The organism is Blautia faecis (assembly GCF_020554845.1).
Classification (GTDB): Bacteria; Bacillota; Clostridia; order Lachnospirales; family Lachnospiraceae; genus Blautia_A; species Blautia_A faecis.
Genome location: NZ_JAJCIA010000018.1, coordinates 34335 through 47967, shown reverse-complemented (window position 1 = coordinate 47967; position 13633 = coordinate 34335). Strand labels below are relative to the sequence as shown.

Annotated in this window: 12 protein-coding genes, 1 tRNA gene and 1 riboswitch; of the genes, 12 read left to right on the top strand and 1 reads right to left on the bottom strand. The window is 43.0% G+C overall.

Translation table 11 applies throughout. The annotated features are described in order from the left end of the window. Positions 1–4: 4 nt before the first annotated feature. The 10 genes from topA to LIZ66_RS10420 all read left to right on the top strand — a co-directional run bounded on the left by topA (position 5) and on the right by LIZ66_RS10420 (position 11164). Complete coding sequence (topA, locus tag LIZ66_RS10460; protein ID WP_195983261.1) at positions 5–2083, top strand: type I DNA topoisomerase; 2079 nt, start codon at positions 5–7, stop codon at positions 2081–2083. 257 nt (positions 2084–2340) lie between these two features. Continuing rightward, complete coding sequence (locus LIZ66_RS19980; protein WP_368361412.1) at positions 2341–2457, top strand: DUF6783 domain-containing protein; 117 nt, start codon at positions 2341–2343, stop codon at positions 2455–2457. Further along, positions 2438–3223, top strand: coding sequence for a GTP-sensing pleiotropic transcriptional regulator CodY (gene codY / locus LIZ66_RS10455; protein WP_118579172.1), 786 nt, complete (start codon positions 2438–2440; stop codon positions 3221–3223). The genes LIZ66_RS19980 and codY overlap by 20 nt, the downstream gene beginning before the upstream one ends. A gap of 427 nt (positions 3224–3650) precedes the next feature. Then, positions 3651–3935: a co-chaperone GroES gene (gene groES / locus LIZ66_RS10450; protein ID WP_118579169.1), complete on the top strand. Its 285-nt coding sequence runs from the start codon at positions 3651–3653 to the stop codon at positions 3933–3935. A gap of 44 nt (positions 3936–3979) precedes the next feature. After that, complete coding sequence (gene groL / locus LIZ66_RS10445; protein ID WP_195477787.1) at positions 3980–5602, top strand: chaperonin GroEL; 1623 nt, start codon at positions 3980–3982, stop codon at positions 5600–5602. Between the two features lie 390 nt (positions 5603–5992). Beyond that, positions 5993–6499 carry a DUF6106 family protein gene (locus tag LIZ66_RS10440; RefSeq protein WP_195983262.1) on the top strand — a complete coding sequence of 169 codons (507 nt, stop codon included), beginning with the start codon at positions 5993–5995 and terminating at the stop codon, positions 6497–6499. Positions 6500–6580: 81 nt separating this feature from the next. After that, complete coding sequence (guaB, locus tag LIZ66_RS10435) at positions 6581–8038, top strand: IMP dehydrogenase (protein WP_118579160.1); 1458 nt, start codon at positions 6581–6583, stop codon at positions 8036–8038. Next, entirely contained in the window at positions 8038–8811 is a 774-nt protein-coding gene (locus tag LIZ66_RS10430; RefSeq protein WP_227198875.1) for a peptidoglycan recognition protein family protein, read from the top strand. Before guaB ends, LIZ66_RS10430 begins: the two co-directional genes overlap by 1 nt. A gap of 152 nt (positions 8812–8963) precedes the next feature. Next, a riboswitch (ZMP/ZTP riboswitch) is annotated at positions 8964–9046 on the top strand. 113 nt (positions 9047–9159) lie between these two features. Next, positions 9160–9873, top strand: a complete 714-nt coding sequence (locus tag LIZ66_RS10425; protein WP_148462774.1) for an IMP cyclohydrolase — start codon at positions 9160–9162, stop codon at positions 9871–9873. A gap of 106 nt (positions 9874–9979) precedes the next feature. Next, complete coding sequence (locus LIZ66_RS10420) at positions 9980–11164, top strand: phosphoribosylaminoimidazolecarboxamide formyltransferase (protein ID WP_148462773.1); 1185 nt, start codon at positions 9980–9982, stop codon at positions 11162–11164. A 347-nt stretch (positions 11165–11511) separates the two neighbouring features. On the opposite strand, the gene LIZ66_RS10415 is transcribed toward LIZ66_RS10420, so the two are convergent. Next, positions 11512–11584: transfer RNA gene (locus LIZ66_RS10415), tRNA-Gly, on the bottom strand. A gap of 243 nt (positions 11585–11827) precedes the next feature. Here LIZ66_RS10415 and LIZ66_RS10410 point away from each other — a divergent pair. Both LIZ66_RS10410 and LIZ66_RS10405 read left to right on the top strand, forming a co-directional pair. Next, positions 11828–12748 (top strand): 3D domain-containing protein, encoded by a 921-nt coding sequence (locus LIZ66_RS10410; protein ID WP_227198874.1) that lies wholly within the window; start codon positions 11828–11830, stop codon positions 12746–12748. Between the two features lie 173 nt (positions 12749–12921). Beyond that, the gene (locus LIZ66_RS10405) at positions 12922–13620 is read left to right on the top strand and encodes a CpsD/CapB family tyrosine-protein kinase (protein WP_195699912.1); all 699 of its coding nucleotides are present in this window, start codon (positions 12922–12924) and stop codon (positions 13618–13620) included. Positions 13621–13633: the final 13 nt, after the last annotated feature.

Genomic DNA, 13633 nt, shown 5'->3' with positions numbered 1-13633 from the left:
TAGTATGGCTAAATATCTGGTGATAGTTGAGTCACCTGCAAAAGTAAAGACAATAAAGAAATTTCTTGGGGCAAATTATGAGGTAGAGGCATCTAACGGACATGTCCGTGATTTTCCCAAGAGTCAGTTTGGAATAGATGTGGAGAATGATTTCGAGCCGAAATATATAACCATCCGTGGTAAGGGGGAATTGCTTGCCAAACTTCGCAAGGCAGCCAAAAAAGCTGATAAGATTTATCTTGCCACTGACCCTGACCGTGAAGGAGAAGCAATTTCCTGGCACTTGATGCAGGCTCTGAAAGAAGATCCGGATAAAATGCACCGAATCACTTTCAATGAGATCACAAAGACTGCTGTAAAGGATTCCCTGAAGCATGCACGCGGTCTGAATATGAATCTTGTAGATGCACAGCAGGCGAGAAGAATGCTGGACCGTATGGTGGGGTATACCATCAGTCCGCTTCTCTGGGCGAAAGTAAAGAGAGGCTTAAGTGCCGGCCGTGTGCAGTCTGTTGCACTTCGCATCATCTGTGACAGGGAGGAGGAGATTAATTCTTTTATCCCGGAAGAATACTGGAGCCTGAATGGTGAATTCCTTGTGGATGGCGAGAAAAAGCCTCTGGAGGCTAAATTCTACGGAACAGACAAGAAGATGGATATCCACAATAAAGCTGAGATGGATGAGATTCTTAAGGTTCTTGAGAACGAAGAATTTGAGATCTCTGAGGTGAAAAAAGGCGAGAGAATCAAGAATGCTCCGCTTCCTTTCACTACCAGTACCCTGCAGCAGGAGGCATCCAAAACACTGAATTTTTCCACCCAGAAGACTATGCGTCTGGCACAGCAGCTTTATGAGGGTGTTGATATCAAGGGCAACGGTACTGTAGGTGTGATCACATACCTTCGTACTGATTCTGTACGTATTTCTGACGAGGCAGATGCGGCAGCAAGAAGCTACATCAGCAGCCAGTATGGAGAAGAATATGTGTCAGAAACAGCCAAGACAGTGAAGAAGGGACAGAAGATCCAGGATGCTCATGAGGCTATCCGCCCAACTGATATCAGCCGTACACCTGTACAGATAAAAGAATCCCTTACACGAGATCAGTTCCGTTTGTATCAGCTGATCTGGAAGCGTTTTGCGGCCAGCCGTATGGCTCCTGCGAAGTATGAGACTACCTCTGTAAAAGTGGCTGGTGGAGACTATACGTTCACTGTGTCCGCTTCCAAGGTAGCATTTGAAGGCTTCCTTTCGGTATATATGCAGGAAGAGGATATGAAGAAGGGAAATGTGTTAAGCCAAAGCCTGAGTAAAGGCATGAAGCTGAAACTGAAAGAGTTAAAGCCGGAACAGCATTTTACCCAGCCGCCGGCACATTATACAGAGGCTTCCCTGGTAAAGACCATGGAGGAGCTTGGAATCGGCCGTCCGAGTACTTATGCGCCGACCATCACCACCATTATCAGCCGCCGCTATGTTTCCAAGGAGCAGCGTAACCTTTATGTGACAGAGCTGGGCGAGGTGGTAAACAGTATTATGAAGCAGGCGTTCCCAAGCATTGTGGACGTGAATTTCACGGCTACCATGGAGGGACTTCTGGACTGTGTGGAGAATGGTACTGTACAGTGGAAGACAGTAGTCCGGAACTTCTATCCGGATCTGAAACATGATGTGGATGCTGCCCAGGAAGAGCTGGAGAAAGTAGACATCCATGATGAAGAGACCGATGTGATCTGTGATAACTGCGGTCGTCATATGGTGATTAAATATGGTCCTCACGGACGTTTCCTTGCATGCCCGGGATTTCCGGAATGCCGCAATACCAAGCCTTATTATGAAAAGATTGGTGTAGCCTGCCCGAAGTGTGGTAAGGAAGTGGTGCTTAAGAAGACGAAGAAAGGCCGTAAGTATTATGGTTGTGAAGATAATCCGGAATGTGACTTTATGTCATGGCAGAAGCCATCGGATAAGAAATGTCCGGTGTGCGGAAGCTACATGGTGGAAAAAGGAAATAAACTGGTGTGCAGCCAGGAAACCTGCGGCTATGTAGAAGCCAGGCCGAAGGATGAAAAAGAAAATTAAGGTTGCTGTGAAGCTCGCGAACAGTAACAAATTAAGAAGTTTTCGGGAAAGATCCCCTGCAAGGCAGATGTATTATGTTTTGCAGGGGATTTTTTAAATAAAAGCTCTATTACTTCCATTGTTTGATGAATAGTTTCAAAAACGTGATATTTTCAGAAAAGCTAAACAAAATTGAAAAATAGTAAAAAATAGCTTGTAAATAGTTTGAAAAACGTGTAGTATTAGAATAACAGGTAAAGTCAGAGCATGCCTGAAAAATGCTTTCTGCAAAATCTCCTGCAAAGTGGAGCGTACAGATTGCGGGAGTGGGTTTTCAAACAGGCTCTCATGTAACAAAAGCGAAGGGAGGACAAAATGAGCGTTCAGTTACTTGATAAAACAAGAAAAATCAATAAACTTCTCCATAACAGCAGTTCCAGTAAGGTGGTTTTTAATGATATCTGCCAGGTCCTGATGGATACTTTAAGTTCTAATATCCTGGTTCTCAGCAAGAAAGGCAAGGTGCTTGGTGTAAGCTTTTGCCCGGGAGTTGAGGAAATCCAGGAGCTGATAGCTGATGAGGTGGGCGGTCATGTTGACCCTCTGCTGAATGAGCGTTTTTTAGGGGTATTATCTACCAAAGAGAACGTGAATCTTCAGACACTTGGCTTTGAGCATGTTTCCAGCAGCTATCAGGGAATCATCAATCCTATTGATATTGCAGGAGAACGTCTTGGAACGGTGTTTATGTACCGCAAGGATCGTCCATATGATATTGAGGATATTATTGTCAGTGAATACGGCACTACAGTTGTAGGTCTTGAGATGATGCGGGCTGTACATGAAGAGAATGCTGAGGAAGACCGAAAGAAACAGGTTGTAAAATCTGCTTTTAACACACTTTCTTTCTCTGAACTGGAAGCTATCATCCACATTTTTGATGAGCTTGACGGAGATGAGGGAATTCTTGTTGCCAGCAAGATTGCAGACAGAGTAGGTATTACCAGATCAGTAATCGTAAATGCACTCCGCAAGTTCGAGAGCGCAGGCGTTATTGAGTCCCGGTCATCCGGTATGAAGGGAACCTATATCAAGGTTCTCAATGAAGTGATCTTTGATGAATTGGAAGAGATTAAGGCCCAGAGAAATAAAAAGGCCTGAGTGAATTCAATAAATAATAAACAAGTGTACAGAAGAACTGTTTTCCTTCGAACGTGTTTGAAAAAGGCTTTCTGCAAATTGTGAAGTTGCAGATTGCAGGAACGCTTTTTCAAACACGCTCTGGAGGGCAGTTCTTTTTTGTGTATAACAGGAAACTTCGTTGGAATTCATGATTTCACAAAAAAACTTTACCAGGCAGTCTTCAGAAGCTTCGAAATAGAAAAAAATTCAGAAAATTTTTAAAGTGAGAAAACAAGAGAAAAAAAGAGCATAAAAGAGAATAGAAAAGAATATACTTAAAAATGCAACTATGAAAAGAGTTGCACAAATAACGATAATTCAATAATATAATGGACAGTGATTAGCACTCGGCAATAATGAGTGCTAGCAAGGAAAAGAAAAGCAATTCTAAAGGAGGACATAGATCATGAAATTAGTTCCATTAGGCGACAGAGTTGTATTAAAACAGTTAGAAGCAGAAGAGACAACAAAATCCGGTATCGTTCTTCCAGGACAGGCACAGGAGAAACCACAGCAGGCAGAAGTAATCGCAGTAGGACCTGGCGGAGTTGTTGACGGCAAAGAAGTGAAAATGGAAGTTACTGTAGGCGACAAGGTTATCTATTCCAAATATTCAGGAACAGAGGTTAAGCTTGACGGTGAAGAGTATATCATTGTAAAACAGAGCGATATTCTTGCAATTGTGAAATAAGACATAACCTTATAAATAACTTGAAATCAGGAGGATGATTCATTATGGCAAAAGAGATTAAATATGGCGCAGAAGCCAGAACAGCATTAGAGGCTGGTGTAAATAAACTTGCTGATACCGTAAGAGTAACACTTGGACCGAAAGGAAGAAACGTAGTACTTGATAAACAGTTCGGTGCTCCGCTTATCACAAACGATGGTGTTACAATCGCAAAAGAGATCGAGCTTGAGGATGCTTTCGAGAACATGGGTGCTCAGCTGATTAAGGAAGTTGCATCCAAGACAAACGATGTAGCTGGTGACGGTACTACAACTGCTACTGTACTTGCTCAGGCAATGGTTCACGAAGGAATGAAGAACCTGGCAGCAGGTGCTAACCCGATCGTTATGAGACGCGGTATGAAGAAAGCTACAGATACTGCTGTAGAAGCAATCAAGAACATGAGCCAGAAAGTAAGCGGAAAGAAACAGATCGCAAACGTTGCATCTATTTCCGCCGGAGATAAAGAAGTCGGAGAGCTTGTTGCAAATGCAATGGAAAAAGTTTCCAACGACGGTGTTATTACTGTAGAAGAGTCCAAGACCATGCACACAGAGCTTGACCTTGTAGAAGGTATGCAGTTTGACCGTGGATATATTTCCGCATACATGTCCACTGATATGGAGAAGATGGAAGCAAACCTTGAGGATCCATATATTCTGATCACAGACAAGAAAATCTCCAACATTCAGGAAGTTCTTCCGCTGCTGGAGCAGATCGTACAGGCTGGAGCAAAACTTCTTATCATTGCTGAGGATGTTGAGGGTGAGGCTCTTACCACTCTGATCGTAAACAAATTAAGAGGAACCTTCCAGGTAGTAGCTGTAAAAGCTCCTGGCTATGGTGACAGAAGAAAAGAAATGCTTCAGGATATTGCAATCCTCACAGGTGGTACTGTAATTTCTGATGAGGTTGGTCTTGAACTGAAAGATGCTACAATGGCTCAGTTAGGACGTGCAAAATCCGTTAAAGTTGCAAAAGAGAATACTGTTATTGTCGATGGTATGGGAGATAAAGAAGCAATTGCCAATCGTGTTGCCCAGATCCGTGCTCAGATTGAGGAGACAAAATCTGATTTCGACAGAGAGAAGCTTCAGGAAAGACTTGCAAAACTTGCAGGCGGTGTAGCAGTGGTTCGTGTTGGTGCAGCTACTGAGACTGAGATGAAAGAAGCAAAACTTCGTATGGAAGATGCTCTTGCAGCTACCAGAGCAGCTGTTGAAGAAGGAATCATTGCAGGAGGCGGTTCTGCATATATCCACGCTTCCAAAGAGGTTGCAAAACTTGCGGCAGATCTTGAGGGAGATGAGAAGACTGGTGCAAACATCATCCTGAAAGCACTGGAAGCTCCGCTGTTCCGTATTGCTGCTAATGCAGGTCTTGAAGGTGCAGTTATCATCAACAAAGTAAGAGAGTCTGAGCCAGGTGTTGGTTTTGATGCTCTGAACGAGAAATATGTAAACATGGTAGACGAGGGAATCCTTGATCCTGCAAAGGTTACAAGAAGTGCTCTTCAGAACGCAACAAGTGTTGCTTCTACTCTGCTTACAACTGAGTCTGTTGTTGCAAATATCAAAGAAGATACTCCGGCAATGCCAGCTGGCGGTCAGGGTATGGGAATGATGTAATTTCCGGCAGCGGAAAACAGAACGGAAAATCCATGAATGGATTTTTGAAGGTATAATTCAGAACTCAAAAGGGTCGGTGTCAAAGACGCTGGCCCTTTTGCATTCAATAAAAGTCATTTTTTACAGTAACTGTGTACTGTTCACTGGTAACGTTCCGCGAGGCGTTTTTTGTGAACAAAGTTCACAGAAAACCCGAGAATTGCGGCGCGAAATCATGCGAATGCATGATTTCTGTGCATCGCGAAGCGCGTTACTGTGAACGGAGTGAACAGTAACTGTGTACTGGCAATATTCCGCGTTTTATCAGGAACTATGTTCACAGGAAAACTTTTGTGTGTTATACTTAAAACAACATGCCGGCTGGCAAAAAAAACAAAGGAGAATTGTAATATGAGCGATTTGTATTCCGAGCTGCTTGTAAAAAAAGAGCGGACCGCAAAGGACAGGCTGGTAAAAGGCGGTATCATTGCACTGATCGTGCTTCTGGTACTCGCAGGACTGTTTATCATGCCCCCGCTTCTGATCGCGGCAATTGTGCTGGGAGTCTGTGCCTATCTTTTTATCTTTCCAGGCACTGATCTGGAATTTGAGTACCTGTTTGTAAACGGAGAACTTGACATTGACAAGATCATGGCAAAGTCCAAGAGAAAAAGAGTAAAAAGCCTGAACATCACAGAATGTGATATTATGGCACCTCTTAACTCACATAGAATGGACTATTACAACAGCAACCAGAAGCTGAAAGTACAGGATTTTTCCTCCGGAAATCCGGAACATAAGCGTTTTGCAATTGTCTGCCGCGATGGCGCAGATACCTGCAAAGTAATTATCGAGCCAGATGAAATATTGGCAAAAACCATGAGAAATACTGCTCCGAGCAAAGTATTTTTAGATTAATTTACTAGATTGACACACTTTTAGTTTTTTGCTACACTAATCTACAAACCAAAGACACAATAAGACAAGGGAGGAAAAGCAATGGGTACTATCATTGGTGAAGGCATTACTTTCGACGACGTCCTTTTAGTTCCGGCGTACTCCAAAGTAATCCCGAATCAAGTTGACGTTTCAACTTACCTTACAAAGAAGATTAAACTGAACATTCCCATGATGAGTGCAGGAATGGACACCGTTACTGAGTACAATATGGCGATTGCCATGGCACGTCAGGGAGGTATCGGTATCATTCACAAGAACATGTCTATCGAGGCGCAGGCAGAAGAGGTGGACAAGGTTAAGCGTTCTGAGAATGGTGTTATCACAGATCCATTTTTCTTATCTCCGGAACATACATTGAAGGATGCCAATGACTTAATGGCGAAATTCCGTATTTCCGGTGTCCCGATCACAGAAGGCAAGAAGCTGGTAGGTATTATTACCAACCGTGATCTGAAGTTTGAGACAGATTTCAGCAAGAAGATCAAAGAGTCCATGACATCTGAGGGACTGATCACAGCCAAAGAAGGTATTACACTGGAAGAGGCGAAAGAGATCCTTGCGAAATCCCGTAAAGAGAAATTACCCATTGTAGATGATGATTTTAACTTAAAAGGACTTATCACCATCAAGGATATTGAGAAACAGATCAAATATCCTTTGGCTGCCAAAGATGAACAGGGACGTCTTCTCTGTGGAGCTGCTGTTGGTATTACCGCCAACGTGCTTGCCCGTGTAGATGCACTTGTGAAGGCAAATGTTGATGTCATCGTTGTTGATTCTGCTCATGGTCATTCTGAGAATATCCTCCGTGCTGTACGAGAAATCAAGGCTGCATATCCGGAGCTTCAGGTTATCGCAGGAAACGTTGCCACAGGAGCCGCTACCAAGGCTCTGATCGATGCTGGTGTAGATGCAGTTAAGGTCGGAATCGGACCTGGCTCTATCTGTACCACCCGTGTAGTTGCAGGTATTGGTGTACCGCAGATCACAGCAGTCATGGATTGCTATGAGGTTGCCAAGAGATATGGTATTCCGATTATTGCAGACGGTGGTATCAAGTATTCAGGCGATGTTACCAAGGCAATCGCAGCTGGTGCAAACGTTTGTATGATGGGAAGCATGTTCGCCGGATGCGATGAGAGCCCGGGAACTTTCGAGTTATATCAGGGAAGAAAATATAAAGTATACCGTGGAATGGGATCCATTGCAGCTATGGAGAATGGCAGCAAGGACCGTTACTTCCAGGAGAATGCCAAGAAGCTTGTTCCAGAAGGTGTGGAAGGACGTGTTGCATACAAGGGACACCTTGAGGACACTGTATTCCAGCTGATCGGAGGACTTCGCTCCGGTATGGGATACTGTGGAGCTGAGAATATTGAAGCACTGAAACAGAATGGTAAATTCGTGAAGATTTCTGCTGCTTCCCTGAAAGAGTCTCACCCACATGACATTCACATTACAAAAGAAGCACCGAACTACAGTGTGGATGACAAATAATGAAAAGAAAATCTGCAAGGCCGTCTTTTTCAAGGCGGCCTTCTTTTAACAAAAGAGAAAAAACAGATAAGGGTGGCAGGATCCGTCAGAGAAATCAGCGTCTGGCATTACTGGTGCTTCTTTTACTTCTGGTTGTGACAGGAATGGTTCTTCTGATGGTAAGGAATGGACAGAAGCAGGAGGAAAGTGCAGAGACATTCCAGGAAACGAATGATCATACGAATTATGGACCGGAAGAATGGATGTCCCAGGGTGCTCCCTACATAGATGTACAATTATTGACACCAAATGAGTATTCCAGGCCTCAGCTGCCCCTGAATAGAGCAGATTACATAGCAATTCATTATACAGCCAATCCTGGTGCTACAGCCCAGAATAACAGGGATTATTTTGAGAATCTTTCCATTTCCCATGAGGCGAAAGTAAGCAGCCATTTTGTGATAGGTCTGGAGGGTGAAGTGATCCAGTGTATTCCTACCTCGGAGATGTCTTATGCGACTAACTCAAGGAATGTGGACAGTATTTCCATTGAGTGCTGTCATAAAGATGATACCGGCGTTTTTGAACAGGAAACTTATGATTCTGTAGTAAAGCTGGCTGCATGGCTGTGCGCCCGATTTGGGCTGACTTCAGAGCAGGTGATCCGGCATTATGATGTGACAGGCAAGGAATGCCCCAAGTATTATGTGGATCATCCGGATGCCTGGGAGCGGATGAAGGCGGATATCAGTGCACAGATCACAATAGATCAGGGCCTGATGGGGATTTCCTGAGAAGAGAGTACGGATTATATCCATAAATTCGCTCATGCAGGCATTCCGAAGTGCACTGTTGCGAAGGGTGTGAACAGTGGCTACAAAAAAATTGTACATAAAAGAAAAAGATTTCCCATCTTGAAATAACGAAAAAAATATTGTAGTATAAAAAAGAACTGCATGACTGGCGGATCGTGGGAATACCCACAGGGAGTGCAGTAATATCATTGTGTCGACCGCCTGGGCAGCCTGGAAGAGAGGCTTCCCAGGCGTTTTTTTATACACGCAGTCAACATTTATACTATTGATGAAAATCTGGTGGCTGCGGTAATATACTCATGTAAATTTCGAAAGGAGAACATCTGCATGGAAATGATAGCATTGGACAAAGAACTGAAGGAAAATTCTTACCCGGGACGAGGAATCATCATTGGCCGCAGCGCTGATGGAACGAAGGCAGTTACTGCTTACTTTATTATGGGAAGAAGTGAAAACAGCCGAAACCGTGTATTTGTGGAGGATGGCGAGGGAATCCGCACACAGGCATTTGACCCTTCCAAACTGGTAGATCCAAGCCTGATCATTTATGCACCTGTCCGCGTACTTGGAAATAAAACAATCGTGACAAACGGTGACCAGACAGACACTATTTACGAAGGAATGGATCATCAGCTCACTTTCGAGCAGTCTTTACGTTCCAGAGAGTTTGAGCCAGATGCACCAAACTATACACCACGTATTTCCGGAATTATGCATGTGGAGAACGGCTCTTACAGTTATGCAATGTCCATTTTAAAGAGCAATAATGGAGATCCTTCTTCCTGCAACCGTTACACTTTTGCATATCAGAATGCAAAGGCTGGTGAGGGACATTTTATCCATACTTATAAATGTGATGGAAACCCGCTGCCAAGCTTTGAGGGCGAGCCGAAGCTTGTTCAGATTCCGGATAACATGGATGAGTTTGCAGATATGTTGTGGGAGAGCCTGAATGAAGACAATAAGGTTTCACTTTTTGTGAGATACATTGATATCGAGACTGGTAAATATGAATCAAAAATTATCAACAAGAATCACTGAAAATAAAGCTTTCCGTTTTGGGTAAATTATATTCACAAAACGGAATGCCTCACGGAATAGTACCTACTGAATCGTTACCTTAAAAGATAAAATGGAGGAGATAACCATGAAAGAGTTAGAATTAAAATACGGCTGTAACCCAAATCAGAAACCATCTAAAATATACATGGAAGATGGAAGTGAACTGCCAATTAAAGTACTTTCCGGAAAACCTGGATATATTAATTTTCTGGATGCCTTTAACGGCTGGCAGCTGGTGCGTGATCTGAAAAAGGCAACCGGACTTCCTGCAGCTACTTCATTTAAACATGTTTCCCCGGCAGGTGCTTCCATTGGTCTTCCGCTCACAGAGACGCTTGCAAAAATTTACTGGGTAGAGGATATGGACTGGCAGAATTTTTCGCCACTTGCCTGTGCATATGCCCGTGCAAGAGGCGCAGACAGAATGTCTTCCTTCGGTGATTTTATTTCCCTTTCTGATGTATGTGACAAAGACACAGCACTTCTGATCAAGAGAGAAGTTTCCGACGGTGTGATCGCTCCTGGTTATACAGAGGAGGCACTTGAGATTCTGAAACAGAAGAAAAAAGGCAACTACAATGTAATTCAGATCGATCCGGAATATGTACCGGCTCCATTAGAGCATAAGCAGGTGTTCGGCGTTACTTTTGAGCAGGGAAGACAGGAGCTTGCAATTGATGATGAGCTGATTTCTAACATCGTAACTGAAAATAAAGAATTATCTGAGGAAGCAAAGCGTGATATGAAAGTTTCCCTGATCATTCTGAAATACACCCAGTCCAATTCCGTATGCTATGTAAAAGATGGACAGGCAATCGGAGTTGGTGCAGGACAGCAGTCAAGAGTTCACTGTACACGTCTTGCAGGACAGAAAGCAGATAACTGGTTCCTTCGCCAAAGCCCGAAAGTATTGAATCTTCCATTTAAGGAAAGTATTTCAAGAGCTGAGCGCGACAATGCTATCGACGTTTACATTGGTGATGAGTATATGGATGTTCTGGCGGATGGAAACTGGGAAAAGACATTCACAGAGAAACCTGCAGTTTTCACAAAGGAAGAGAAGAGAGCATGGCTGGATCAGATGACAGATGTAACATTAGGATCTGATGCGTTCTTTCCATTCAGCGACAATATTGAGCGAGCTTACAAAAGTGGCGTGAAATATATTGCACAGCCAGGCGGTTCGGTGAGAGATGCAGACGTAATCGATACCTGCAATAAATACAATATAGCAATGGCATTTACCGGAATTAGATTATTCCATCACTAAATCGTAGCTGAAAAATCATTCCTGCAATTGAGACGCACATCTTGCGGAAAGTTTTTTTACATGTTTTAAGAAAAATATTGGATTCTGGACAGAATAATAAAATGAAGTAATAAAAGGTCTTGTACAAAGTGCAAAGAACTGAAAATTCTTATTGGAAGATGAGTCAATAGAGAATCTTCAGATAGAAAAGCAAATTGTACAAGGCTTTTTTGTTTAAAATAAGATGTCCTTTATAAATTATTTCCGAAAGAATAAGCGGGATTTTCTTATGAAGTATACAAAAGACAGTGACCGCTTTGTAAGGCGGATTCAGACACAAAAAAGCTCCGACTAAATCGGAGCTTCAGAGCGATAGACGGGGCTCGAACCCGCGGTCTCGACCTTGGCAAGGTCGCGCGTTACCAACTACGCCACTATCGCATTTATTGCTGTCAACTGTTTTCCTCAGCGACAAAACATATGATACAGTATAAAATCTATTTTGTCAAATGTTTTTTTGAAAAAAATGAAATAATGTTTTTTTTAATGAAAAAATAAAAAAGCTACAATAATAAATGTGAAAAATTTCTAAAAAGCCTGATGGGATTTGAAATAAGAAAATAGCTGTGCTATGATAAACAAAGAGTAGAGGGGAAAATTGAACAGATCAGGAGATATAAATTTATGAAAAAAAGATTTCTGGTTATGGCAGTATGTGTTTCCGCATGTATGCCTGTTTCTGCGCTTGGAGCGGAAATAGCCGGTCCGGCCATTTCAGGTACAGCACAGGAAAATACTGATAATAAAGAAGAAACAGTTTCAGAAGAAGCTATCGAAAAAAAGAATTCCGGGAAAATCGAGGACGAGATTACGGAAGTCCAGGATACTGTCACAGTAGCGGCAGATACAGATGTATTAGATTATCCTGGCAGAAAAGAGGGTTCTGTGATCGGTGAAGTGCTGGAAGAAGATGAAATCAGCCGGACAGGTACTATTGATGATATCTGGAGCAGGATTCTGTTTGAAGATGATAATGGAGAAGAACAGGTGGGATATATTCCAACCTCTGTTTTGGAGGGGTATGAAGATAAGGATCAGGTAACTTCAGATGCAACCTCAGATGGAGCTGTAGAAGCAGGAATTATACATAAAAGTACAGGAGAGGGCGTATTTGCAGAAGCAGTAGAAGGTGTTACACAGACGGGTGGAAATGCAGGTGTTCTTGAAGGACAGCCGATTATGGTTTCCGCAGACAGCAGCCTTCGTCCACTTGGTGTTTTCCATATTACCCATTACTGCCAGTGCAGCATTTGCTGCGGTCCGTGGGCAAACGGAATCACATCCACAGGTGTGACAGCTACCACGAACCGCACTATTGCAGTAGATCCAACTGTAATTCCTTATGGCTCTAAAGTAGTCATCAATGGACAGGTCTATGTGGCCGAAGACTGCGGCGGCGCCATCAAGAACAACCGCATTGATATTTATATGGGAAGTCACGCGGAAGCATTGAACAGCGGTGTATTTGATGTAGAAGTATATCTTTTGGAAGAGGGGTCATCCGTCCAGAATATAGAAGGGATTCAGGAAGAGAACCAAGAATAATATGAAATTTTTGTGAAAAATTGTGCATATTTAGTTCGAAAATGTACTAGCCAATGCGGTACTTCTAGTGTATAATATTTAGGCAGACACTGCCATGACGTGATTTGTGGGAAATTAGAAGGAAAATATGGCAGATTTACAGGATAACAAATAGATAAGGTGAAAACAAAATTATGGTAAAAGTAAAAATTAGCGACTGGAAAGCTGATTCATCCATGGATGAGGCTTATAAGGCACTTCGTACAAACATTCAGTTTTGCGGTGCTGACAAAAAGGTGATTGCATTTACAAGCTGTACCCCGAACGAAGGAAAGAGTAATGTGACTTTCCATCTTGCAGCTTCCCTTGCAGAGAGTGGTAAATCTGTACTTTTGATTGATGCAGATCTTCGTAAATCCGTTCTTATGGGACGTGTACAGGTTGAGGAAGAGGTGAAGGGCCTGACCCACTACCTGTCCAAGCAGGCGAAACTGCAGGACGTTATCTGCGCAACTAATCTCCCCAAGTTTCACATTATTTTTTCAGGCGTTGTACCGCCGAACCCGGCAGAGCTTTTAGGAAGCAGACAGTTTAAAGACATGATCCGTGTTGTAAGAGATGTATATGATTACATTATCGTAGATACACCGCCTCTTGGACGAGTAATCGACTGTGCAGTTGTGGCGGATTCCTGCGATGGAACTGTCATTGTAATCGAATCCGGCAGTATCAGCTACCATTTTGTACAGGAGATCAAGGGTCAGCTGGAGAAGACCAACTGTCCGATCATCGGTGCGATTTTGAACAAGGTAGATACCAAGGAATATGGTAAATACGGTAAGTATGGTAAATATGGCAAATATGGCAAGTACGGAGAATACGGAAAATACTGATTCGGCATTATTC